The organism is Neokomagataea tanensis, assembly GCF_006542335.1.
GTDB lineage: Bacteria > Pseudomonadota > Alphaproteobacteria > Acetobacterales > Acetobacteraceae > Gluconobacter > Gluconobacter tanensis.
In genome coordinates, this window is the sequence record NZ_CP032485.1 from 2,169,869 (window position 1) to 2,195,224 (window position 25,356).

Below are 25,356 nucleotides of genomic sequence, written 5' to 3' on the forward strand. Positions count from 1 at the left end.
ACGAAGATAATGGCCGATTTGAGAACCGTGTTTGCCGGGATTAAATCTCCAAACCCTTTTTGGTTGGCTTCAGCCCCGCCAACCGACAAGGAGTATAATGTTCGTCGCGCTTTTCAAGCTGGATGGGGTGGAGTTGTATGGAAAACCCTTGGCGAAGATCCTCCAGTGGTAAATTTGAGCTCGCGGTACGGAGCCCTTGGTTTTGAGGGGCGGCGCTTGATTGGGTTCAATAATATCGAACTTATTTCAGATCGCCCGCTGGCAACAAATATTGCTGAAATCAAACGCGTTAAGAGAGAGTATCCTGACCGCGCAGTAGTCGTTAGCCTTATGGTCCCGTGTGAAGAGGAAAAATGGACTGCCATACTACCTATCATTGAGGGGACTGGCGCGGATGGTATTGAACTTAATTTTGGTTGTCCGCACGGGATGTCAGAACGGAATATGGGAGCGGCAGTTGGTCAAGTTCCTGAATATGTTGAAATGGTTACGAGGTGGTGCAAGCAGAACACGCAGATGCCAATTATAGTAAAGCTTACCCCTAATGTTACCAATATTCTGATGCCAGCTAATGCAGCAAAGGCGGGGGGAGCCGATGCCGTATCTCTTATCAATACTATACAGTCAGTCATTGGAGTAGACTTGGATTTGATGTCTCCTATGCCGGTAGTTGGAGGCAAGGGAACGCATGGTGGTTACTGCGGGCCAGCTGTAAAACCCATTGCTTTAAGAATGATTGGGGAGATCGCCAGAGATACTCGTCTGGCGGGAATGCCTATTTCCGGTATCGGAGGTATCAGCAACTGGCGTGATTCTGCGGAGTTCTTAGCTATGGGAGCGAGCTCGCTTCAAGTTTGTACAGCCGCTATGCATTATGGTTTTCGCATCGTCGACGATATGATCGATGGATTATCGAACTGGATGGATCAAAAGGGGTATGATCGCCTTGAATCCGTCGTGGGGCGAGCTGTGTCGCAGTTTGTTCCATGGAACAATCTAAATATGAAATTCCGGACTGTTGCGAGTATCGACCAAGAGGCTTGTGTTGGGTGTGGTCTTTGCCACATCGCTTGTGAAGACACGTCGCATCAAGCAATTTCCAAACAAAATCTTGCCAATCGGCGGCATTACCAAGTCGTAGAAGATGATTGCGTAGGGTGCAATTTATGCGCACATGTTTGTCCGGTTGATGACTGTATCACCATGCTACCGCAGGCTGTGGATAGCGAGTTAACCTGGCCCAATCATCCGTCAAACCCCAACCGTATTTCAGCCTAACAGATTCACTGGTCCTAGAATTTATCTCAAATTTATGGTGGTTAGTGATGCACGGTAATTTAAGGATTGATGCTCAGGCACTCTGGGCAGATTTGATATATACAGCGCAGTTTGGTGGCACGCCCAAAGGCGGGGTCAAACGCCTTACACTAACACCGGAAGATCGAGCTGTTCGGGACTGGTTTGCAGCTACATGCTCTGATCTTGGTTGCTCGATAACCGTCGATACCATGGGTAACATGTTCGCGCGCAGGGCCGGGTTAGACGATAGTCTACCTCCTATTACAATGGGTAGTCATCTGGACACACAGCCAACAGGAGGAAAATTTGACGGTATACTAGGCGTCTTGGCTGGTGTTGCGGTTGTTCGGGCGCTTGAAGACGCCCGATATGTCACGCGGCACCCGGTAGAAATCATTAATTGGACAAATGAGGAAGGTTCTCGTTTCTCTCCGCCTATGATGTGCTCTGGCGTTTTTGCAGGGGTATTTGAAGAGAGCGAGGTGCTAGAGAAACGTGATCGTGCTGGTTTCCGCTTCGGGGATGAACTTGTTGCGATAGGGTACAAGGGAGAAGAGCCGTGTGGCCGGCACCCAATGACGGCTTATTTTGAATTACACATTGAGCAAGGGCCAATCCTTGAGGCTGAAAAAAATGTGATAGGAGCTGTTTCTGGTGTTCAAGGTATGAAGTGGTACGAAGTTACTGTTCGGGGAAAGGACGCCCATGCTGGCTCCACACCGATGCATATGAGACGGGACGCTTTGCTGGCTGCTTCTCATATGGTGGTCGCACTAGCTAAAGTCGTAGCGCGGTTTGGTCATGAAGCTGTTGGGACGGTTGGTTTGCTTGAGAATAGACCTAACAGCAATAATGTGGTGCCGGGAGAGACTTTTTTTACGGTCGACATTCGTCATCCTGACGACGCTGTTGTGTGTGAGATAGAGAAGAAATTTATAGATTGCTTCGAAAATATAGCGAGCGACATGGGTGTATTGTTAAGCATAAGCCGAATATGGGACGCACCTGCAGTGCGCTTTGACGAGCGCTGTGTTGGACTGGTACGGCAAGCGGCAGAGCAGATTGGCTTGAGCCCGTATTCAATTGTGTCAGGGCCCGGTCATGATGCTGCTTATGTAGCCCGTTTGGCACCGACGGCCATGATATTTGTGCCGTGCAAGGATGGGCTTAGCCACAATGAAGAAGAGAGTATAACAGAATACGAAGCAGAAGCTGGTGCCAATGTTTTACTTGGCAGTATTTTAAAGGCCGATGAGTTTTTTGGTAATAAATTTAAGTAAGATGGGTAGATAATTAACTACCCATCTTACTTAAATTTATTTTTTAATAAGCATAAAAATAGAGTGTAAAAATAATCCGGAAAAGAATCCTATAAACCACGTAAAATTTTGAGCGAAAGATAAATATGGTAAGAATACAACGACAAGACCTAAGCCGACTGATAAAAAGAGAGATATTATAGATTTTATATTAAATCCATAAAAGTACCAATAATTACCGTAAATATTTGTGGTATATAAATCGTTTATTTCTAAGGATTTATTTTGTACAATATAGTATTCTGAAATAAGAATACCTGTTACAGGTGCAATAAAAAGCCCTAAAATATCCAGTGTTAGATGAATTAATTCCGGTCTTGCATATAAATTCCAAGGAGTAAAAATTATCGCACCGAAAGACGCAATAATGCCTCCTTTACGCCAGCTTATTGATGATGGGGCTATGTTTGAAAAATCGAATGATGCTGAGACGAAGTTGGCAGAAATATTTATACCAATGGTAGCCAATACAAAAGTTAGTATTCCGATAATGGCAATGGTCTGATTGTCCAAGCGTGCTACGGTTTCAACCGGATCAATGATGAGTTCACCAAAAATAGGTTGAGTTAGTGAAATTGTTATAAGCGACAGGATGGAAAATGCCATAAAATTGACTGGTAGCCCCCAAAAGTTACCCTTTTTTATGGATGATACTGTGGGGCTATAACGAGCGAAATCACCAAAATTAAGTATGATGGGAGAAAAAAATGCAACTGTCAGAGAAATAACACTGAAAAAATTCAATAAATAATGATGATCGTTAGTAGAGTGTTGAAAATTTGCAAAATGAATGTGCCCTTTTGTTTTGTATAGCAGCACAGCGTCTAATAATATCATTGTTATGTAGATGGCGGGACCTGCAAGGTCTATAAAACGTCTAATTGCTTCCATTCCACGCCAAAAAACAACAAGCTGTAACAGCCAAATGGATATGAAAGAGGCCCAGCCTAGAGCTGATAAGCCTAAAAAACCATGCTTATGAACATCACTAAAAACTGCCCATGAGGGTAACAAGCGGACCATAAACAGGACGACTGCATTAGAAGCAAGCCATGTTTGAATGCCGTACCAGCCAACTGCTATTATGCCACGGACTAAAGCTGGAATGATCGCACCATATACACCAAAGGCACCCCGTATAATAACGGGGAAGGGAGCTCCCGTTTTTTGGCTAGGAACAGCGATTAAATTGCAGAGGATCTGCACGATGATGATCGCAAAGAGCAGCCCGACTAAAACGCTCAGAACTGGAAGCCCCATTAGGAAGAGGCTACCGATGGTCATGTAACCCGCAACACTATGAACGTCTGACATCCAAAGAAACAGAAAGTCTTTCCACGTCCAGTTCCGCTCCGTTACTGGGGCTAAGTCGGCATTGATGAGGCATCCGGTTAGTTTTGTTTCCGGAGTGTTTTTCATAACTCTTTCCTCGTTTTCGGGCTTTGCCGGCAGCGAACGATGTATTGACCCTGATGAGAGGTTAGCTCTACAGTTTCGATTGTACAATGATATTAGTCACATATGCCTTTTGATAGGAAAGGGATGTTATGCTTCTGATTAAGGGTGGTACGGTCGTTACATCTGAAAGAAGTTTTAGCGCAGACATATTATGTACGACTGATGGAAAAATAGCCGCTGTTCGAAAAGATATCGAACCGCCCATTGGTAGTGAAATCGTTGATGCGCATGGATTGCTCGTCATGCCTGGTGGAATTGACCCCCATACCCACATGGAAATGCCATTCATGGGGACTACATCGAGCGATGATTTTTATACAGGAACCGCCGCAGGCTTAGCTGGTGGCACAACCAGTATTATTGATTTCGTTATTCCGGAGGTGGGGCAGTCTTTGTTTGGTGCGTGGCGTGAATGGCGCAGGAAAGCAGAAAAATCGGCAACAGATTATGGCTTCCATGTTGCTGTCACGCATTGGGATGAAAAAGTCTCTCAAGATATGGGTACACTGGTCCGGGAGTGCGGTGTTAATTCTTTCAAGCACTTTATGGCTTATAAAAATGCGTTGATGGTGAATGACGAAATTTTTCTTAAGTCATTGCATAGAGCATCCGATTTAGGCGCGGTTTGTACCGTACACGCGGAGAACGGAGACGTAATATCGTTTCTCCAGCAATCTTTGCTGGAAAGGGGAAGTACTGGGCCAGAGGCACATCCGTTGTCTCGCCCGGATACGATAGAGGGGGAGGCTGCTCAAAGGGCAATAGCGCTCGCTGCCATTAGCCATACCCCGCTTTATATAGTTCACGTCTCCACACGCCAAGCAGCTCTGGCAATCGCAGAGGCTCGTTTGAGGGGGCAGCCAGTATATGGGGAAGTTCTCCCGCAGCATTTAATATTTGACGAGAGTGTATACCAATCTCCTGATTGGTTATCAGCCGCACGTTACGTCATGAGCCCACCATTTCGCGACCAATCACACCAAGAGGCTCTTTGGGGAGGTTTGTCATCCGGTCAATTACAGACGACGGCTACTGACCATTGTTGTTTTTGCGCAAAACAGAAAGAGGTTGGTCTCAACGATTTTACGAAGATCCCAAACGGGGTACCTGGAATAGAGGATCGTATGAGTATTTTATGGCATTATGGTGTTAATCAAAAGAAAATCACGCAGGAGCAATTTGTAGCGCTGACCTCAACCAATACAGCCCGTATATTTAATCTGCACACTAGGAAAGGTATAATAGGAGAGGGAGCAGATGCGGATTTAGTGTTGTGGGATCCTGCGTCAACAAGGACTATCTCTGCAAAAACGCATCATCAGAACGTAGATTACAATATCTACGAGGGTATAACGGTGACTGGTGTTGCGAAAAAAACAATCAGCCGTGGAAAAATTGTTTGGGATGATGGCGTCTTACGTGCTGAACGAGGCGCAGGGCAATATATCGAGAGGGCCTCATTCAAGGCATAAGAAGGGCCTGAACACCCTAAGGAATGTCAAGTGGGAGTCATTTTATGGCTGGGGATAAGCAAAATGCTGGTGACACTCGGCGCGCCAAGCTTCTCCAGCAGGTGAGAGGACATGATCCCTTCTGGTCGCTAAGGCCAATTCAAAAGTTATGGAAGGCGACAATAGCCTTAGCTTTCTCAAGCCTGTCATCCAATCTTTCTGGCATAAGAGGGAGGGTACAATTCCGATCCCCATACCTGCTCGGACCATAGCCATAAGTAGGTATATGTCGCTTGTTCTGCCAGTAACCCGTGGGGTTGCAGCATGTTCAGCATAGGCTTGGTTTAAAAAGGCGTTAATTTTGAAATCCTCGCGGAGTAAGACCACCCGCTCTTCAAGAATAGCTTTTAAATGGCATGAATCGGCATGACCCAGTGAATGTTGTTCGGGGACTAAAAGACAAAGACTATCCCAACCCAAGGAGTGAAATTGTAGATCTCTCTCCGTAGTTGGTAAAATAAGCATTGCTGCTTCGGTTTGTCCCGATCTGAGGCGAGGTATAAGGCGGTCGGAGGGGCATTCGTCAATTTCAAGCATGACGTCAGGATATTTTCCGCAGAAGCTTTCTATAATATTTGGAAAACAAATTGACGAGATTGCGGGTGGAACCGCCACTCTTAGTGGTCCTTCAATACATTTTTTTGCCTCGGAAAGCAGCTCGCGAAGATTAATTTCTTCTCTCAGTGTACGCTCGGCATAACGGCGGAAAATCTGGCCTTTTTCGGTTAGTGAAAGGGATTTACGGTCCCTGATAACGAGTTGCGCCCCAATTTTGTGTTCAAGGTTTTTTATACTTTGACTAATGGACGGTTGGCTAACGTTAAGGGCTTGGCTAGCTTTTACAAAACCACCTTGGCAGATCACAGTCAGAAAATGCGATAACTCTCTGAATGTTATCTGTGGATTTGTCATAACGTTTTGCCTATGTTTTGTATTCAAAAATGATATTATATTATAAAAGAAAATAATTGTAGAGGGAAAGCATTCTTCGCAGTCGGACTCTCTATGGTGATGGAACAGCAAAATTATCCAGCTGAACATGAGGTTCAGGCTTCCTAGTGAGATCCAGTGCGTCAAGTGAAGAATGATGTGTAGCTCCATCTATTACTCTTGAAATAATGGTAAAATGTCGAAAAACGTGTCAATTTCTTTGCGTCATTCTCTATTGGAAGATGTATTCGCCTTTTTTATTGGTTGTGGATTGATCGTTATGGGCATTATGTGCCTCCATAAAGCAGGATTAGTGACCGGCGGAATGGCAGGTATTTCACTTCTTCTTTCTTATTTTGTTCCTGTTGCTCCTGGAAATTTGTTTACACTGATTAACCTTCCTTTCCTGTTATTTGCAGCGCGGGCAATGAGTTTTTCTTTCGCTTTACGTACGGCAATTGCGAGTGTCGGGGTTACAGTTGCTGCTTCCCAGATGCCCCATGTCATTGCTTTATCTTATGTCCAACCCGTTTTTGCGTCGCTTTTTGGGGGAACAATGATTGGCTTGGGTATCCTATGTTTGGCCAGACACCGCGCGGGTGTCGGTGGTACAGGAATAATGTCACTTTGGTTGCAAAAAACTTATGGAATTAATGCAGGTAGAGTGCAAATAATAATGGACTGTATTATTTTAACAATGTCTGCATTTTTTTTAAATTTTGATAAATTTATACTATCAGTACTAAGCGCTTTGGCTATGAGTAGCGTTTTGATTGCTTATCATAAAGACGGTCGTTATGTGGCTCACTAAACAAAAGACTATTATCTGCTGTTATAAATTTCCGTTTTTTGATGAATGAACCAATTCTTTGGGCGCGTGTTTGAGGGGGCAGGGCTCTGAAGAAGAACAGAGAAGAGGAAGAAGCTATGCTTGGCGTTTCTAGTACGATAAAAAGCTTGGGTAGTAAGAGGGCCTTGCTAGCTTTCATGCTTGGTCTCTCATGCGCATTGGGCGGTCTGTCCAGCTTTGCTTTAGCCTCGGAAAATGAACCTTTTTTGCAAATTGAAGGAACTTTGCCTTCATTGGATGGGGCGACGAGCTGGCTCAATTCTTCTCCTCTGAGTGCCCGGCAATTGCGGGGAAAAGTGGTGTTGGTCGATTTTTGGACGTATTCGTGCATCAATTGCCTGCGCGAAGCTCCTTATATCAAGGCTTGGGAAAAGAAATATCAAAGCCAAGGCCTTGTCGTTATTGGCGTTCATACGCCTGAGTTCCGCTTTGAGACCAATATAGATAACATCAAACACGCAATTGACCGTGAGGGCATAACTTACCCCGTGGCTGTTGATAGCGACCGGCGCATTTGGGACGCTTTCAATAACCATTATTGGCCCGCTTTATACTTCATTGATGCACAAGGGCGCATCCGCCACCATCAATATGGTGAGGGCAACTACGACTTGTCTGAACGTGTCATTCAGGCTTTGCTTTCAGAGCGAGGATCTATCGCTGGTACGGAGGGGAAAGACGGTATCGCATTGGGGGAGGGCGCCGAGGCGCCGCCTGATTTGGACGATATTGGCTCTGCCGAGACTTATCTGGGGTATGATAGGCAGGCTGGTTTTGTGTCAGCTTCCGATTTACGTGCTGAGGTGAGTAGCGATTACAGCTTGCCTGCTTTAGCTTTGAATCAATGGGGACTTCAGGGAACCTGGACTGTTAATCCCGATAAGGTTATTCTCGACAAACAGCAGGGTACTATTGCTTATAGATTTCATGCTCGAGACCTACATTTGGTATTAGGGCGTGTCAGCGGTACCTCACCTGTGCATTTTCAAGTATTGATAGATGGAAAAGCCCCTGGGGCAGATCATGGGGTAGACACAGGCCCTGATGGGAAGGGCGTCGTCTCTGAAACGCGCTTGTATCAATTAGTTCGTCAAAAAGGTTCTGTAACAGACCATACGTTCGAAATCCGTTTTGATAGCCCAGGAGTGGAAGCTTACTCTTTTACTTTTGGGTAAATAAAAATGGGCACGAAGTAAAATTCGTGCCCAAAGTAATGATGGTTTTAGATTTCTAAAAGAACTTTTGAAGATATTTTACGATTGGCGCATACTTTAAATGCGTCGCTATATTTATCTAAAGGGAACGTCTGTGTAATTAGCCCTGAAGCAATCCAGGGATTCTGAGATAATATCGTTAAAGCATTGCCGAACTCTCGGTTGAAACGAAAGGTTCCTCGGTAATCTATTTCGCGAGAAATTATTTGGGATAACGGAACAGAAACCTCACCGGGTGGGAACATACCAACTTGGACGAGTACTCCGCCTTTTTGTGTGCATTTGACAGCGCTCTCAAAAGCTTTTGGTACTCCTGTCGCTTCAAAGACAATGTCATATTCATTGTCGTGGACACTATGCGCTGTATTAAAAGTAGCAGTTGCTCCTAGGTGGCGTGCAGTCTCAAGGGGGAAATCTTGTAAGTCCGTTGCGATAATCGTTTTCGCTCCTGCGACTTTGAGGCCGGCAACAATAAGGGCACCTATAGGGCCAGCGCCCTGTACCATAATGTTTCTGCCTTTGACGTCTCCTGCTCGTACGATGGCATGCAGGGCAACCGAGAGTGGTTCAGCAAGGCATGCTGTCTGTAGATCCAAGTTTTCAGGCAGTTTGAAGAGTTGCGACAGGTTCACCGTCATGTGTTCACGAAAACCACCATTTGTGTGAGGGGTGAGGGCAGCACTGCCAAAAAAACGCATATGACGGCATAGATGCTCTGCTTTTCTGAGGCATTCGGGGCACTTACCACATGGAAGAGCTGGATGGATGGCAACAGCATCTCCAATTTTAAAGTGCGCGTTGGCAGTACCGAGGCTTTCAACCACTCCTGAAACTTCGTGGCCTAGGATCATCGGCTCTTTTAAAACAGAAGTACCGACCCCCCGTGGGCAAAATAATGCATGTCTGAACCACAAATACCGCCCCAAGATAAGCGAATAATAGCTTCGTCTGCGCTGGGAGCTGTAACTGGTAAAGTATCAAGGCGGAGATCGTCTTGATGGTGGATAACGAGAGCCTTAGTAAGCTTTGGCTGTAAGAGCTCAACCATCTTCTTAATCCTTGGCAAGATAATACCAAGTTGATAATAATTAACTACAATAAAAATCAAAATCAAGATTTTGAGAATACATACTTATTTTCTTATAATATTATCAAATAAATTTGTAATATCTTTTGCTCTCCCGTCAATTAGGCCTTTGGCAGTGTAGAGGGCCATATGTGCAACTTGGCTTGTATGGATATCGGGCGGCATAACAAGCTCGTACTGGTTAGTTACAACGTCTAGCAGAGCAGGTCCGGGGATGGACAAAAATGTTTGAACGGCAGCCTCAAGGTCTTCGGGCTTTTCGACGCGATGACTCCACAATCCAATTGCTTCCGCTACTTTACTGAAGTCAGGATTGACGAGGTTGGTGTAGCTGTCTAACAAACCTTCAACTTTCATTTCAAGTTCAACAAAATTGAGAGAGCTATTATTGAATACAACTACTTTTATAGGTAATTTTTCTTGAATGGTGGTTAAAAGGTCGCCGAGTAGCATTGCAAGCCCACCATCTCCTGAGAGCGCTATCACCTGACGCTCAGGAAAAGCTTTCTGTGCCCCAAGTGCTTGCGGCATTGCATTTGCCATTGTGCCGTGAGAAAGGCTTGTGAGGGTTCTGTTGGCCCCTGTGGAGGGGATATGCCGTAACATCCATACCATCGGCGATCCGCCATCGGCTGTAAAAATAGCATCAGACGCGCTATATTTTCCTATTAAATGGGTTAAGTATTGTGGGTGTATTACTCCTTTTTTTCCATCAACAGCGCGTGCATTTAGTTTTTTTTTCCGCTTCGTTTGCTACGGATAAGCATTTATCCAAAAAGGTTCTATCTGAACGGTCTTTTATGAGGGGGAGCAAGGCTGAAATAGTTGTTTTAATATCGCCTGCCACCCCCAACTCAATCGGATGTCTCCTTCCGAGATGGACCGGATCTATATCTATTTGGATTATATTCGCTTGATGGGGGTAATATTGTGACCACGCAAAGTCGCAGCCAAGTAGTAATAATGTATCGCACTCAGAAACCGCGTGCAAACCCCCTCGTGTGCCTAGAACGCCTGTCATTCCAACATCAAAAGGGTTGTCGTGCTCTAGCCAGTCTTTAGCGCGTGATGTTCGAGCGAGAGGAGATTTTAATTTCTCAGCAAGGGCGATAACTTCGTGGTGGCCCTCAGCACAACCTGACCCACCATATATTGTAATGTTCGTTCCTGAATTTAAGAGTTCAGCGACGGCTTGCAGCTCTTCTGGGTGAGGCTGACTTACTGGCCGTGCGATATGGGGTTTAAACCCAGCTGACCCCTCTATTGTTGCTGAAAAAATGTCGGAAGGGACTATCAAAACCGCTACACCACGCCTGGCAATTGCGGCCTGTATAGCCATAACAGTCATGCGTTCTGCTTGAGCGGGGGTACGAATTTCTTCACAGAAGACGGTGCCGGCGTCATAAATCTTCTTGAAGTCGACTTCTTGCGGGAATTCAAATCCTAATTGATCACGAGCAATCTGACTTGCGATAAGCACGACGGGGGCGCGGTTTCGGTTGGTTTCCCAAAGGCCGTTGATGAAATGAAGGCTTCCGGGGCCGCAAGAGCCGGCACACAAAGTCAATCTATCTGCTAATAAGGCTTCTGCCCCTGCTGCAAAAGCGCCCGCTTCCTCGTGACGCATGTGGACAAAACTAATGCTACTTGTCCTTATGGCATCTGTAAAATAATTCAAAGTATCGCCTGGGACACCGTAACAATGCTTGGCTCCCGCTTCTGAAAAGATGCGTACCATTTTTTGAGCGATTGTTTGCTTCATTCTGGTGTCCCCTTTAACAGGGAATTTAGGTGTGGTGGTATAGTCTTTCAATTAAAAGGAAAAATATTTCTAAAAATGCACACGAATGTGATTATTATAAAAATAATAAATCAATATTTTATTTCCAGAAATAATTCAGTATCACGGTCAACAGGAATACCGAATTTCTTCCGGTGTTCATATTCAGCCCATTCTTTATCACCTGGTGCAAGAAGAGTTTTGTCAGCGCTGGTGGTGGGGCTGGCACGTAACAACTCAAGATAAACTGCCAGGCCAGATTCAAAGTTTTTTTGTCCGACAAAGTGTGCTGGATTGAGTGCAATCATCATGTGACCCACGTTTTGCCTTTTTTCACCCTTCTGGGCTTGATCTGTGGATGCCATGAGAGGGTCAGGGTCTGCTCCCGCGAGAATTCCTGCTAGAATTGTTACCATGCCGGCCAAAGCAGCGCCTTTATAGCCGTAGTTCAGCCCACCTAAGGGTTGGAGAAAGCGTGCTGCTAACGCGTTTTGCGTTGGTTGTCCTTCACTATCTAAAGCGACTTCTGCAGGTAAGGGTAAATCCAAGCTGCGATTGAGCTTTACGCGATTAAAGGGAATGGAAGAGGTGGACATATCGAGTAGCCACGGTTTCGCGTTTTGAACAGGAGCAGCCATTGCCAAAGGGTTAGTTCCGTGGAAAGGCTGTGATCCACCGGAGAGCGCTACTGCTGGATCGGAATTGCTGAAGACCAGGCCGACAAATCCCAGCTCGGCAGCTTCAAGCGCATAGGCACCTGCTGCCCCAAAATGCGTGGAATGATGAACTGTAACGGCACCTATTCCCGTAACTCGCGCTAAATTTATGGCTTCCCTCATCGCTTGATACGATGATGAATGTGCCAAACCAAAATCAGCGTTAAGACGGCCAGTAGAGGGGGCTGTCTGTTCAAACAGGCGAGATGGTGACTTGTTTACGCCGCCTTTAGTCAGCATATCGCAATAGTAGCGCGTCAAGCGTATCCCGTGGCTGTCAACGCCCAATCGTGAGGCGTGCATAAGAGCTCTGACGGTGTCCTGAGCATCATTAAGCATCGCTCCTGATGTGATTAGTTTGTGTTCGCAAGCGCTGGCTATTGTAGATTCAGGAAATTTTGCGGGGTGTGTCACGATTTATTGGGCCTTATCGATCTAGCTGGCTCAATGCGTTTTGAACCATTTTGCGGTCCAGTTTGCCTTCCCAAGCGGAAATAACGATGGGCGCCACGCAGTTTCCTGCTAAATTACCCAAGGCGCGAGGGATACCGCTAAACCAATCGACAGCGATGAGAAGGACTAAGCAAGAGAGGGGAATGGTGGGAACAGACGCTATGGTTGCTGCTAAAACGACGATAGCAACCCCTGGCACACCATGTGCTCCTTTTGATGTAATAAGAGCAGTAGCAAGTATGGATATAAATTGTATCCAGTTCAGGGATGTATCGGAGACATCTAGAATGAAAATTAGAGAAAAGCCCAGATAAATTGAAAGGGCGTCTAGGTTTAATGAATAACCAGCCGGAACAACGACGCCTACAATCTGGCGAGGAACCCCAAGTCTCTCTAATTTTGTCATTATACTAGGTAAAACTGAATCTGAGCTTGTAGTGGCCGTTACGATCAATATTTCTTCCCTAAAGTAACGAGCAAATTTTACTGGATTTATGCCGAAAATTTTTAAAATTCCGCCTAAAATTATGGCTATGAATAGGGATATAAATAATGAATAATAAACAATAAATTTTATTAAAATTGAAATGGAGTGAATTCCATATTCGGCAACCGTTAAATATATGGCGCCAAATACTCCTAGGGGGGCAAGTTTGATAATTATTTTTACCATTTGAGAAAATAATACAGATAAGCTGTTAATCAGTTGCGTGATCGGTTTTCCTGTTTCGCCAATTTTTGTTAGGCAACAGCCAGTTAAAATCGCAAAAAATAGAATTTGAAGAGTATTGCCGTCTGTAAATGCTGCAACGGGTGAGCGTGGCACGATGCCTAAAATGAATCCGGTTATGCCTTGCCCGCTAACTTTGTGTGCATTTGCAACATAACTGGCGACAATACCAGCATCGTCAGGGCTGGGCGTATAATGCATGCCGTGGCCTGGATGTAATATAAAAGCCCCGCACAGAGATAACCCAAGGACGAGGGTAGTCATTACTTCAAAGTAAATTAATGTTCTTCCGCCCAAGCGTCCTAGGGCGGAAAGGGAGCCAGCATCTGTAATGCCGCTCACAACAATACAAAATAATAAAGGCCCTACAGCCATCATGATCAACCGTAAAAATAAATCGGTCAACCAATGAAAATCGTGTGCGTAGTTGGGGGCAAATATGCCGAAGAATAATGCCCCAATGGTCGCAGCGATAACTTGTACGAATATGCCGGGCCGGTAAGAGTAAATTTTATAATTTTTCATATAAGTCATCTCTTTGAAGTTAGGCATTTAGGCAAAGTTAAAACTGCTAACATCATCAATACGTTAAATTGATTTTTGCGCCAACAAAGCGTGGTAGGCCAGGAATTACGCCATAAAATGTCGCTTGCGTTCCCCCCGATAGCCAATACCTGCGACCTGCAAGATTTTGCCCATAAACTGTAAGAGACCAGTGTTGTTTGGGGGCAGAGAGTGTCAAAAAGGAATTAATCAGAAAATAAGCAGGAGCGCGATAAATACCACGGTCACCGATGTGCTGAGGTTGTGTTTGTGCACCACGGTAATTGTAGTCGACGTCAAAAGTTAAGTGATAATCTTTTAAGACTGGTAAGGTGTAAACGGCGGCACCTGCAAGTGTCAGATTGGCAAGCCCCATATTGTAGCCGCTATAATTTGTATAGACAGGTGACCATGTGCCTGTCGCCGCAAACTGAGCTGTAGTGGCGCTACGATTTAGACTTTGAAACATTGTGTATTTGCCATTTTGATACCCAAAGTTTTGAGTGAGGGTCAGTCCTCTTATTGGATGTGCTTCCATATCAAATTCGGCGCCATAGATGTAGGAGCGCGGGGCATTCACATACCCTCCCAGCACTCCGTATGGGGGCACTAAAATACTGCCAAGCAGTTGTTGGTCACGGTAGTCATAGTAAAACCCCGCTGCGTTGAAGCGCAAACGGCGATCGAAAAGCATGGATTTGAAGCCGCCCTCATATGTGAGGACAGTTTCGGGCTTGAATGGGCGTAATTGGTTAGCGTTTTGAGTTATGTTTGCAGAGAAACCACCTGGTTTGAAGCCTTTAGAGAAAATTGCATAACCCATAATATTCGGCTTGATTTGGTACTGCATCCCAAGCCTACCGCCAAATTGGTTTGTTAATGCGCCAGAGTTTCCATAATTTACAGACGAAGTTGGCAGCCCTGTATTTAGGTCGATATTAGTGCTCGTTACATTAAGCATGCGGCGGTCATCTGATTCATGATTGATGGCACCTATAAGCGTTAATTTTTGCAATAATTTATAAGTAACTTGAGCATATTGATTAAAGTTCTGTTGGTTTTGGCGATACGAAGTCTTGTTTAGTGGAGTTGTTCCGGGACGATCAGAGCTGTCGTACCAGAAGTTTTGAGCCATACGAGAGCGACTGTAATACATGCCCAGTTCCCAGTGGAAACGAGCTCTTGGATCAAGGGATTCTAACTTCACTTCTTGAGAGAAAACATTACTCTGGTTATTACGAAACATGTTTCCGTAAGACTTGACGGAGTTTGTCTGATTAGTCAGTTCGTGTTCATCAACCATCTCATACGCGCTTTGTGTCCATAGACGTGCAGCGCCAAATTCTTTGGTAAAGCGCACGTTGGCTCCCCAAAAGAGATTGTCTTCACGCGGTTTGCTGTTGTTGGCATTAATCCCGATTATCTTTGCGAAACGCGGGTCTAGTCCCCAAGCAGTTTCGTAAATATTATTTGTTACAGGTATACCATAGGCGTTGTAGAGGTTATGCCCAGATGAGGATTCAGACTGGTCAGTGGTCCAGTGTCCTCCGAAATCGAGGCGAGTTTTTTCGTCTAGCTGCCAACGTAATTTACCGCGTAAAGCGCCAATATTACTATTGCCGTAACCAGACCCTTGGCCGTTGTTTTGAAACCCTCCGCCGGTAAGGGATTGCCCAGCAATGCGATAAGAAACTTTAGGAGAGAGGGGGCCTGAAACGAAGCCTTCTACTCTATTGCGTCCATAGCTGGCGAAGTCTTCAGTTAGGCCAGCATGCAATGTCTGTGTTGGGTCTCCTGTATGAAAATTAATTTCTCCGCCTGTAGTTGATTGGCCATGAGTGAAACCTGAGGCACCGGGAGCGACTGAAATATCGTCCATGTCAAAGAGCATGCCTGTCGTCATAATGCTTACAGGGTATGCAATTCCATCCACATAAGGCATGACCGACGGCGTATTATTCTGCGTGAAATCCATCAGTCCAACCCCGCGTAGCGCAAAATTAAGCGCGGCACTGCCAAAACTGGGCTGAATAGTTAGATTGGGGGCCACACGCACGATATCGGTTAATTGGCGTACGTTACGATTCTGCAATTCCTGACGAGAGAGAACTGTTTCAGAGTGAGCATTATGTTGGCCCGCACTAGTTACACCTCTCCGAACGACAACCTGCACCGTTTCCTCGGTCTTTGCTGTTGCAGAGTGTAATCGAGCGTGCGGTTGGGTCAGGCTCTTATCAATAGTTTTAGCTGACCTCGCTTCCGCATGTGCACAAACAATCTGACCCTGAACCGTGGCGAAGGTTGTGGCTAAAAGAATTGTTTTTAAAGAAGAAATTTGAAATTTTTTCACAGTCTTGGCCAACAACATACATTCTCCGGAGGGTATAAATCACTTGGTTTCCTTGCATACTAATCTAGTATACAAGTTGCAACAATGCTTTTCCGAAATGAAAATATAATGCGCATTTTCTTTCGGCGGGTTGGCCAAAGGCGCTACTTGTCAGCGAGAAATCCGTGGAGCATAAGACACTGATGGAGCTATATAAAAATGAAACTGAGCGCGCTCGCGGCCCAGCTATCGAGGAGCAGATTGTTAGAGCGGTGCTTTCAGGGCGCATTGCTCCGGGTGAACGACTAGGCGAAAAAGAGATAGGCGATATATTCGGCGTATCGCGCACACTCGTTCGTGAATCTATGATCAGGCTTAGTAGCCGCGGCTTGGTTGATGTTTTGCCTCGGAGGGGGTGGTTTGTAGTAGAACCATCAATAGCTGAGGCTCGTGAGATTATAGAAGCCAGGCGTACTGTTGAGATTGGCATGATTATCAGTCATGCGGATATTTCCCCAGCCGCAATTCAGCGCCTGCGCCTGCATTACGCAGCTCAAAAACAGGCGCTGGACGATAAAGACTTAGCAAGACGGTCGTATCTGTTGGGGCATTTCCATGTTCATATTGCTGATGTTTTAGGCAATTCGGTTTTAGCTGAAATTTTAGAAAACCTTACAGCACGAACAGTTTTGATTTCCGCATTGTACCAATCTGACGAAGATGCAAGCCATTCCTGCAATGACCATGGTGATTTAATTGATGCCCTAGAATGCGGGGACCAAGAAAGAGCTAAAAAAATTACCTATGATCACCTAACTCATCTGGAAAAAGCACTGAGTAATCGTACAAAAAATAACCGTGATGATCGTCTCGCTAAAGCGCTAGATTTAAAAAATTTCTAATCCGTATAGGCGTATAGTTCTCGTACCTCCAAACAATATATTCGGCATATTATCTCATAAAAATGGATATTTTTAAAATTTTATTTCTCCTTCTGTGGACTTTATAGAAATAAAATGAAAAATTATCATCTCGATGAGCCTGCATGGGGTTGTCGCCGCTTTGCCCCCTTAAGGAAGTTTCTCGTATGCTTGGTGATACAACAAAGACATTTGTTCCTCTTAGTTTTTCACAGTTGCGCGTTCTTGCATTGGCCTCTCTTGGCGGTGCTCTAGAGTTTTATGATTTTGTAATCTTTGCTTTTCTAGCCAAACTTATTGCAGTTCATTTTTTCCCTTCAGATCAGGCAGAATGGCTCCGTCAGACTGAAGCTTTCGGTCTGTTTGGTGCTGGTTACTTGGCGCGCCCCTTAGGTGGGGTCGTCATGGCCCATTTTGGTGATACGGTCGGAAGAAAAAAAGTTTTCACACTGAGCGTACTACTTATGGCTCTACCAACATTGGTGATGGGCCTCTTGCCCGGTTACGGAACGATCGGGGTGGCCGCACCTCTTATTCTCTTGATGCTACGCGTTATGCAAGGTGCTGCCATTGGCGGTGAGGCCCCTGGAGGATGGGTCTTTGTTGCTGAGCACGCTCCCCCCAATAGAGAAGGTTTAGCAATAGGGCTTTTGACGGGGGGGCTTACAGGGGGCATTTTTCTTGGGTCTATTGTGATTTTATTGGTTCATCAGTTGCTTTCGCCTGAGGAGGTAACAAATTGGGGCTGGCGCGCTCCTTTTATCATCGGCGGTATTTTTGGGTTTTTGGCAATGTTTCTTCGTCGTTGGCTGGAGGAGACGCCTGTATTTCAGGATATGCATAAAGACAGAGAAGGCATCGTTGCTTTGCCGTTAAAAATACTTGTGCGTGAGTACCGCAGATCCATCTTAAGTTGTGTTTTAACAACGTGGACTTTAACTGCGGCGATAATAGTACTCATCTTAATGATGCCACCTTTAATGCAAACTCTGCATCATGTTTCGTCTAAAGAGACTATGGTTGCGAGTCTTGCAGCAACTTTCTGTCTTACGCTTTCAGTCGTGGTTACGAGCTATTGTGCAGATATTTTCTCGATAAAATGCTTAAGTGTTGTAAGCGGCCTTACTTTGGTTTTGGGTGCCTTTGGCTTGTATGGCGCATTTCCACTCTTTCCGGATAGCCTAAGCATATGGGCCGCATTAAGCGGTTTATCGTGTGGTTTCGTGGGGCTCGTACCCATTGCCATGGTACGAGCATTTCCCGCTCAGGTGCGTTTTTCTGGGGTATCACTTTCGTACAATATTTCGTATGCAGTTTTTGGTGGGCTAACCCCGGCAATGATTTCATTGCTGACTCCTTATACATTGTTGTCACCAGCCATATATGTTTGTGTAGTATCTATTATTGGTTTTATTGCAATAAATTTAGCAAAACAGAATTCATAAAATTTAATTAGTTATAAACATAAGATTAATTTTTTGGTTATCTAGATTTATATTTATAATTGATATTATTTTCAATTGCATTAATATAATTATATTGACGAATACTATGTCGAGCAATATATGACTAAATAATATAGTTATATATTGCAATATTTATATGTTTGACAACTTGTTGCGTGTTCATTCATGGTTAATTTAATTAATTAACTTTGTATGAAAGTGTATTTTATGTCTACGGCACTTTATGAGAAATTAGATTTCTCGCGTATTTTCGAGAGTATTTCAAAAACGTCAGCCGTTCATGACAGCGAACGAAGGCATCTTAGAGAACATATACAGACTGTAGCTGACGCAGGTTTTACGCGGCTCCGTGTGCCGCGGAGGTTTGGTGGTGAGGGTGCTTCTCTCGTTGAGAGTTTCGGGCTTTTAAGAAATTTGGCCGAGGCCGATCCGAATATTCCACAGATCTTGCGCGCGCATTTCGCTTTTGTGGAGGGATTGCGTCAACGAGGCTCTGAAGCACAGCCTTGGTTTGACATTGTGAATGATGGCAAGATTTTTGGGGCTGCTATGGCTGAAAAATCAGCCTCTACTTCTATCAACACATTTCTATCGAAAACGCCGGAAGGGCTGCGTCTAAACGGGCGAAAATACTATTCAACAGGAACACTTTATGCCGATTGGATAATCGTTTGGGCTGCTGAGCGTAATGAGGCAGGAAAAGAAACAAGATTACGAATTTTAGTGCCGGCGCACTCTGAAGGTGTGACACGCCTAGATGATTGGGATGGCTTCGGCCAACGTTTGACAGGCAGTGGAACAACTATTTTTGACAATGTACATATCCAACCCGAATGGGTTTTGGACCGCCTAAGTCAGGACGAACTACCCGCACATCCTTTTCTCGCGACATACTACCAGCATTTTCATTTGGTAACCCTCGCCGGAATTGCTCAGGCTGTATTACGTGACGCTATCCAATTCGTGCGGCCACGTACGAGAGCTTTTGGCATACCTGGGCAGGTTATTCAGCGTAATGACCCCATAGTACAAAATGTCGTTGGTCGTTTGGCTTCTCTAGCATTTTCTACGCGAACACTTGTGGATCAAATATCAAGGGGCCTCCAAAGCGCAGAAGGTTTCTGGGATGGGGGAGATTTAAACCACCCTGTCTTCGAACGGGTACAAGAAGAGGCATTTCAGGCGCAGCAAATTGTAATAGAGCAAACGTTGGAAGCAACGACCCTCTTGTTTGATGTAGGGGGAGCTTCTGCTACTTCAGAAACACTTGGTTTTGACCGCCATTGGCGAAATGCGCGTGTTTTAGCCTCTCATAACCCTAGTCTGCAACGCGCGCGTGAGTTAGGCGATTTGGCACTGAACGGCACACCTTTGTGGTCGCCCTATCGGCAAGCGCTCCGTCAGAATGCTGCCTGACCGTCATGCCTAAAACCCTACATGTCAATTTGTTTGAAATGGCTTGTGTCAGCCATATCGTCCACGGCATGTGGCGTGCGCCTGAAAACGCACGCCTACGTTTTGGAGAGTTATCGTTTTGGACCGACCTTGCATCTAGAGCCGAAACCGCAGGAATAGAGGCAATTTTTCTTGCTGACGTATTGGGAGTATACGATCGTTTTGGAGGCTTGGAGCCAGCTCTTCGAACGGGTATGCAGATCCCCAATCTAGATCCTTTTTCTGTAGTTCCAGCCATGGCTGCTGTAACAACCCACCTGAATTTTGCAGTGACAGCATCGACGACTTACGAGCCTCCGTTTGCTTTTGCTCGCCGTATTTCTTCATTGGACATGCTTACGAATGGCAGGGTCGGGTGGAATGTGGTTACGTCTTATCTGCCGAACGCCGCTAGAAACTTCGGTCTGGAAAACGAGATTGAGCACGACGCACGCTACGAGCGAGCTGATGAATATATCGAAGTTCTATACAAATTATGGGAAGGGAGCTGGGCCGATGATGCGTGGCGTGGCGATACTATTGATAACGTCGTAACCGCTTATGACCGTGTGCGTAGGATTAATCACCAAGGGCAGTATTTTTCGGTAGAGGGACCGCATCTTCTTCCTCCTACGCGCCAAAGAACACCAGTTCTATTTCAAGCAAGTGGCTCTGAAAGGGGGCTTCAAACTGCGGCACGCCATGCTGAAGCAGTTTTCATCGGAGGGAGAACACCTCATGAAACAAAAGAGAACATAGAAAGAACTCGTGCAGCTGCTCAAGCCTGTGGTCGCGCCCCACAAGATTTAAAATTCTACGTCATGGCAGGCTTGATAGTCGGCAAGACGGAACAAGAAGCCCGTGCAAAGCTTGAGCGGTATAGGAAATTTTACGACGTGGAGGGAGCGTTATCTCACGCTCAATCTGAAATTGACCTGAGAGCAGTCGACCCTGAGCTTACAATTGCTGAAGCGTTAGCGGAAACCGGAACCTCCTTTGGAAATATGGGACGACGCTTCGGTAAAGACCAAAAGGTAGGTGCAGCTTTAGAGCAAATATCTCGCTTCGATGAGGGGCGGTATTTCGCAGTTGGTACCCCAGCACAAATTGCAGATTCTATCGAAGAATGGCTCGATATTGACGGGATTGATGGCATCAACCTGCGTCAATACCATTCTTTCGAGACATTGAATGACTACGCGGATTTTATCGCCCCAGAGCTGCGAAAGCGTGGTCGCTTGCCGCCTTTTCCGTGTCGACCGTCCAGTTTCCGCGCACGACTTTTTGGCCACGATCGTGTCTCCAACCGACATCCTGCCCATTCATACAGCTTTGAAGCGAGATCATCATGAGTGTTCCTGAAAAGATCAATGTTCTGTGGTTCTTACCCACCCACGGCGATAGCAAGTACCTAGGCACCCAAGAGGGAGGACGGCAGGTGGATTTGCCGTACCTGCAACAGGTTGCGCGTGCTGCTGACCAGCTTGGTTATTATGGTGTTCTTCTGCCGACAGGGCGCTCGTGCGAAGATAGCTGGATCGTCGCGTCCGCTCTTATACCGACAACGGAGCGTCTAAAGTTCCTCGTCGCGGTCAGGCCTGGTCTACAGTCTCCTACGCTCGCAGCGCGAATGACTTCAACGTTAGACAGACTTTCAAGCGGCCGCTTGTTGGTTAATGTCGTGACGGGCGGTGATCCTAAGGAAAATGGTGGTGATGGTCTCTTTTTAGACCACTCAGCGCGCTATGAAGTCACAAATGAGTTCCTGGACATCTATTCCCGTCTTTTACGGGGAGAGACAGTGAACCATAAGGGGCCACATTACCGCATCGAGGATGGCCGACTTCTGTTCCCGCCGCATCAAGACGGGGGACCTCCGCTCTATTTTGGTGGTTCATCGGATGCTGGTATCGATGTTGCCGCACAGCGGGTAGACAAATACCTAACGTGGGGTGAGCCACCTCAACAGGTGGCTGAAAAAATAGCGCGGGTCAGAGAAGCTGCCGCAAAAGTTGGGCGCACCGTAAGCTTTGGTATAAGACTGCACGTAATAGCGCGTGAAACGACAGCTGAAGCTTGGTCCGCTGCTGAAAAGCTTATATCGCGATTGGACGACAGCACGATTGCTGAGGCGCAGAAAGTATTTTCTAGGTTGGACTCCGTAGGGCAGGCTCGTATGAGTGCGCTGCATGGGGGGCGGCGAGACCGTCTTGAGATCAGCCCTAACCTTTGGGCAGGTGTCGGCCTCGTGCGTGGTGGCGCTGGTACAGCCCTTGTTGGTGATCCCGCGACTATCGCTGAGCGCATCGATGCTTACAGGCGTGCTGGCTGCGACAGTTTTATCTTTTCGGGTTATCCTCACCTAGAGGAAGCCTACAGTTTTGGAGAACTGGTTCTTCCGCTGTTGCCAACGGCCCACCCTGTAAAAGGCAGGGGCGCGGTTAATAATATGGGACCTTTCGGGGAGACGATTGCTGGTTCTTATCGGCCACGTGCCTCCGCGTCATGATCCCGGTCGTCATCATCGGCGGAGGAGCTACGGGCTCCATCGTGGCACTACACTTACGTTCGCTTTTGCCTGACGTGGAACAAGTCGTAGTGGTTGAGCCAAAAGCAGAGCTGGGAAGAGGTCTAGCTTACAGTACGGATGGGGAAGAGCACCGCATCAACGTACCGGCGCATAAGATGAGTGCCCGCTCTGCGGAACCGCTAGATTTCGCAAACTGGCTTACTACTCATATTGGCGCCGCACCTACGCCCAATAGCGACCGCTATCCGCCCCGCTTGTTATTTGGGAAATATATTGGTGGCCTCGTGTCGCCATTGCTTGAAAGAGGAGAGCTATTGCATCTTAAGGCACGTGTTACGCACCTTGATGGAGAAGGGCCGTTCACACTTGTTATGGATAATGGGGCAACCTTGCGCGCAAGCAAAGTTGTTATAGCTACATCGCACCCTCCACCTGCTTTGCCACGTGGCCTCTCCGCTGGGCCTGCTGTCGTTATTAATCCATGGGCCGCCGGTGCCTTTGATCGTATCGGAAATAGTGATCGGGTCGCGATTATAGGGACTGGATTGACCATGGCCGATGTGGTCGCACAACTCACAAAACGTGGGCATCAGGGAAAAATAGTTGCATTCTCGCGCAGAGGTCTTCGGTCTCGCAGTCATGCGAATAAAGCAGAAGAAACATCAATAAGATTTAAATCTGATACTGCGCTATCGCTCCTGCAAGAGATTAGACGTACCATCCTTGGTAAAGCACGATGGCAGGATGTAATAGACGCAGTTCGCAAGCAGGGTGCAGAAATCTGGGCGCGTCTCCCACTAGCGGAAAAAAGGCGCCTCATTCGGCATTTGCGACCATTTTGGGATGTTCATCGCTTTAGGGTCGCCCCGCAAATTGACAGCCTTTTAGACGTTAGAATTGCTAATAAAACGCTTGAGATTACAGCTGCGAGGCTAGTGAAAGTAACAGAACACCTGAGGTTACAATTACAGACGAGGCGTCAAGATACACGATTCCTTGAGGTAGATTGGATTGTAAACGCAACCGGCCCTGATCACGCTGGGCTAGTACGAGAGACAGGTTTCTTAAAAGACCTCGCACAACGCGGGATTGTCGCGCCAGACCCTACGTCGCTGGGCCTACACACCAGTCGTCAGTACCGTGCTGTGGGCCAAGAGCACCTCTTTATTGCAGGTCCACTTGCGCGTGGCACTTTTGGCGAATTGATGGGTTTCCCAGAGATAACACAGCATGCTGAAGCATGCGCGCAAGCAATAGCGCAAACATTAGTGCAGGGCAGGGTGGGGCCATGAATCAGACTAGTGTCCAAGCATTCCAAGGTTTTGGTGCCAAAACTATTATTAGAAGCGCCGATGATATTGCTGCTGTCGTTAATCATGGGCCTGCGCGAGGAGGGCACGCACATATTGTTGTTGCACTCGCGCTGGGCGGTGTATTTCTTGATGCTTACGATTTAACGACATTGTCTTATGGTATTGGCGATGTACGTGCTCATTTTCATCTTGATGCAGCAACGACAGGGCTGGTCGCAGCAGCTTTAAATGCCGGTACCATTATTGGGAGCCTCGTTGGCGGCTGGCTGACAGACCGCATAGGGCGTTACGCGGTTTTTATGGCCGATATGGCATGTTTTGTGGTTGCTGCCTTGGTCGCAGGTGCTGCGCCAAACGTATATGTTCTCATAGCAGCACGTTTAGCTATGGGTTTTGGCGTCGGGATGGATTTGCCCGTTGCTATGGCTTTTTTGGCAGAATTTTCAAAGCTGTCTGGTAAGGGAAGTAAAGCGGCGCGAGCGGCTGCATGGTGCCCTGTTTGGTATGCTGCATCATCAGCGTGCTTTTTGCTGGTTTTTGGTATGAGTGCCGTTGTGCCTGCCAGTCACTCTGATTGGCTTTGGCGAGGATCGCTCGCATTTGGTGCTGTTCCTGCGCTTTTGATTATTCTGGTTCGCAGCAAGTATATGAGTGAATCGCCCCTTTGGCTTGCCAGGCAAGGTGAGCTTGCGCGAGCCGCCGAAATATTGCGACGCTCTCATGGGATCGACCCAGTACTCGAAGTTGATGTTACCAAGCGCGTTTCGGTCAAACCTCGAGCTGCTCCGCTGCCCCTGTTCCGCGGCCCGCTGTTGCGGAGGACAGCCCTTATTAACATTATGACTCTCACAAGCGCGTTTGCATACTCGGCCATCGCATTCGAAGGGCCTGGATTGTTGCAAACGCTCCTGCGTCTCGATCGTGTGGAGGTGCTTGTTGCTACAATCGTACTAAATCTCGTTTTCGCTTTCACGGGTGGTCTTATTGGGGTGAGGCTTGCGCGCTCTGTTTCATCGAGACTTTTAGCTATCTCGGGCTACGCAGTACAGATTGTTTCTCTTGCGGCATTGGCCTTAGTTGGCCATCCGCACGGAAATATCGGCATAATCATCATGTTGGCTGGTTTCGCAGGTTTCTTGTTTGCGCAAGGCTTTGGTCCTGGCTGCCAACTCATGGTGTATCCAACATTAAGTTACCCAACGGAGTTGCGAGGTTCTGGGATAGGTTTGGCGAGATTAGTCTCTGGTATAGGTGGAACCGTGTCTCTGGTGTTTCTCCCAAAACTTTATGCTGTTTTTGGAAGCAATTTGTTCTGGTTTGTGGTGTGTGCAACCAGCTTACCATTTTTTGCGCATTTGCTGGTGCGCTGGGAAGTGCTCGGCTACGACCCCGACTTGGACCCAGCATTACGTCCCCAAGCTTTGTGTAAAAAACGTACTTAAGTCCGCGCGAAGCGTTAGCAAAAAGCATGGCG

21 protein-coding genes are annotated in these 25,356 nt (G+C 46.6%); 12 read left to right on the forward strand and 9 right to left on the reverse strand.

Going from position 1 to position 25,356, the window contains the following annotated elements; translation table 11 throughout:
- Window positions 1-9: 9 nt before the first annotated feature.
- Window positions 10-1,278: an NAD-dependent dihydropyrimidine dehydrogenase subunit PreA gene (preA, locus tag D5366_RS09795; RefSeq protein WP_141493407.1), complete on the forward strand. Its 1,269-nt coding sequence runs from the start codon at window positions 10-12 to the stop codon at window positions 1,276-1,278.
- Window positions 1,279-1,325: 47 nt separating this feature from the next.
- Window positions 1,326-2,579, forward strand: a complete 1,254-nt coding sequence (locus D5366_RS09800) for a M20 family metallo-hydrolase (RefSeq protein WP_170211079.1) — start codon at window positions 1,326-1,328, stop codon at window positions 2,577-2,579.
- 36 nt (window positions 2,580-2,615) lie between these two features.
- On the opposite strand, the gene D5366_RS09805 is transcribed toward D5366_RS09800, so the two are convergent.
- A complete protein-coding gene (locus D5366_RS09805) occupies window positions 2,616-4,037 on the reverse strand; it encodes an NCS1 family nucleobase:cation symporter-1 (protein ID WP_141493411.1) in 1,422 nt (473 codons plus the stop codon).
- 128 nt (window positions 4,038-4,165) lie between these two features.
- Here D5366_RS09805 and hydA point away from each other — a divergent pair, with 128 nt between their 5' ends.
- Window positions 4,166-5,548, forward strand: a complete 1,383-nt coding sequence (gene hydA, locus D5366_RS09810) for a dihydropyrimidinase (protein ID WP_141493412.1) — start codon at window positions 4,166-4,168, stop codon at window positions 5,546-5,548.
- Window positions 5,549-5,590: 42 nt separating this feature from the next.
- Here the strand turns inward: hydA and D5366_RS09815 are convergent, their stop codons facing one another.
- The gene (locus tag D5366_RS09815) at window positions 5,591-6,688 is read right to left on the reverse strand and encodes a LysR family transcriptional regulator (RefSeq protein ID WP_141493414.1); all 1,098 of its coding nucleotides are present in this window, start codon (window positions 6,686-6,688) and stop codon (window positions 5,591-5,593) included.
- A 25-nt stretch (window positions 6,689-6,713) separates the two neighbouring features.
- On the opposite strand from D5366_RS09815, the gene D5366_RS09820 reads away from it, so the two are divergent.
- Both D5366_RS09820 and D5366_RS09825 read left to right on the forward strand, forming a co-directional pair.
- Complete coding sequence (locus D5366_RS09820) at window positions 6,714-7,328, forward strand: YitT family protein (protein ID WP_141493416.1); 615 nt, start codon at window positions 6,714-6,716, stop codon at window positions 7,326-7,328.
- Window positions 7,329-7,444: 116 nt separating this feature from the next.
- Entirely contained in the window at window positions 7,445-8,542 is a 1,098-nt protein-coding gene (locus D5366_RS09825) for a thioredoxin family protein (protein ID WP_141493418.1), read from the forward strand.
- Window positions 8,543-8,589: 47 nt separating this feature from the next.
- On the opposite strand, the gene D5366_RS09830 is transcribed toward D5366_RS09825, so the two are convergent.
- The 7 genes from D5366_RS09830 to D5366_RS09850 form a co-directional block, all read right to left on the reverse strand.
- The gene (locus D5366_RS09830; RefSeq protein WP_338036358.1) at window positions 8,590-9,432 is read right to left on the reverse strand and encodes a zinc-binding dehydrogenase; all 843 of its coding nucleotides are present in this window, start codon (window positions 9,430-9,432) and stop codon (window positions 8,590-8,592) included.
- An 8-nt stretch (window positions 9,433-9,440) separates the two neighbouring features.
- Complete coding sequence (locus D5366_RS12180; protein WP_338036359.1) at window positions 9,441-9,629, reverse strand: hypothetical protein; 189 nt, start codon at window positions 9,627-9,629, stop codon at window positions 9,441-9,443.
- Between the two features lie 84 nt (window positions 9,630-9,713).
- A complete protein-coding gene (locus D5366_RS12050) occupies window positions 9,714-10,283 on the reverse strand; it encodes a thiamine pyrophosphate-dependent enzyme (RefSeq protein ID WP_338036360.1) in 570 nt (189 codons plus the stop codon).
- 97 nt (window positions 10,284-10,380) lie between these two features.
- The gene (locus tag D5366_RS12055) at window positions 10,381-11,430 is read right to left on the reverse strand and encodes a thiamine pyrophosphate-binding protein (protein WP_240775245.1); all 1,050 of its coding nucleotides are present in this window, start codon (window positions 11,428-11,430) and stop codon (window positions 10,381-10,383) included.
- Window positions 11,431-11,540: 110 nt separating this feature from the next.
- The gene (locus D5366_RS09840) at window positions 11,541-12,503 is read right to left on the reverse strand and encodes an Ldh family oxidoreductase (RefSeq protein WP_141493419.1); all 963 of its coding nucleotides are present in this window, start codon (window positions 12,501-12,503) and stop codon (window positions 11,541-11,543) included.
- Window positions 12,504-12,591: 88 nt separating this feature from the next.
- Window positions 12,592-13,872 carry a cation:dicarboxylate symporter family transporter gene (locus tag D5366_RS09845; RefSeq protein WP_141493421.1) on the reverse strand — a complete coding sequence of 427 codons (1,281 nt, stop codon included), beginning with the start codon at window positions 13,870-13,872 and terminating at the stop codon, window positions 12,592-12,594.
- A gap of 55 nt (window positions 13,873-13,927) precedes the next feature.
- Window positions 13,928-16,258: a TonB-dependent receptor gene (locus D5366_RS09850; RefSeq protein ID WP_141493423.1), complete on the reverse strand. Its 2,331-nt coding sequence runs from the start codon at window positions 16,256-16,258 to the stop codon at window positions 13,928-13,930.
- A 164-nt stretch (window positions 16,259-16,422) separates the two neighbouring features.
- On the opposite strand from D5366_RS09850, the gene D5366_RS09855 reads away from it, so the two are divergent.
- The 7 genes from D5366_RS09855 to D5366_RS09885 all read left to right on the forward strand — a co-directional run bounded on the left by D5366_RS09855 (window position 16,423) and on the right by D5366_RS09885 (window position 25,324).
- Window positions 16,423-17,121 carry a GntR family transcriptional regulator gene (locus D5366_RS09855; RefSeq protein ID WP_141493424.1) on the forward strand — a complete coding sequence of 233 codons (699 nt, stop codon included), beginning with the start codon at window positions 16,423-16,425 and terminating at the stop codon, window positions 17,119-17,121.
- A 185-nt stretch (window positions 17,122-17,306) separates the two neighbouring features.
- Complete coding sequence (locus D5366_RS09860; protein ID WP_141493426.1) at window positions 17,307-18,584, forward strand: MFS transporter; 1,278 nt, start codon at window positions 17,307-17,309, stop codon at window positions 18,582-18,584.
- Between the two features lie 228 nt (window positions 18,585-18,812).
- Window positions 18,813-20,021 carry an acyl-CoA dehydrogenase family protein gene (locus D5366_RS09865; RefSeq protein ID WP_141493428.1) on the forward strand — a complete coding sequence of 403 codons (1,209 nt, stop codon included), beginning with the start codon at window positions 18,813-18,815 and terminating at the stop codon, window positions 20,019-20,021.
- Window positions 20,018-21,391 (forward strand): NtaA/DmoA family FMN-dependent monooxygenase, encoded by a 1,374-nt coding sequence (locus D5366_RS09870; RefSeq protein WP_141493940.1) that lies wholly within the window; start codon window positions 20,018-20,020, stop codon window positions 21,389-21,391. The genes D5366_RS09865 and D5366_RS09870 overlap by 4 nt, the downstream gene beginning before the upstream one ends.
- On the forward strand, window positions 21,388-22,548 hold the full coding sequence (gene ssuD, locus D5366_RS09875) for an FMNH2-dependent alkanesulfonate monooxygenase (RefSeq protein WP_373317522.1): 1,161 nt from the start codon (window positions 21,388-21,390) through the stop codon (window positions 22,546-22,548). The genes D5366_RS09870 and ssuD overlap by 4 nt, the downstream gene beginning before the upstream one ends.
- A complete protein-coding gene (locus D5366_RS09880; protein ID WP_141493432.1) occupies window positions 22,545-23,861 on the forward strand; it encodes an FAD/NAD(P)-binding protein in 1,317 nt (438 codons plus the stop codon). Before ssuD ends, D5366_RS09880 begins: the two co-directional genes overlap by 4 nt.
- A complete protein-coding gene (locus tag D5366_RS09885; RefSeq protein ID WP_141493434.1) occupies window positions 23,858-25,324 on the forward strand; it encodes an MFS transporter in 1,467 nt (488 codons plus the stop codon). Before D5366_RS09880 ends, D5366_RS09885 begins: the two co-directional genes overlap by 4 nt.
- The last annotated feature ends 32 nt before the right edge of the window (window positions 25,325-25,356 follow it).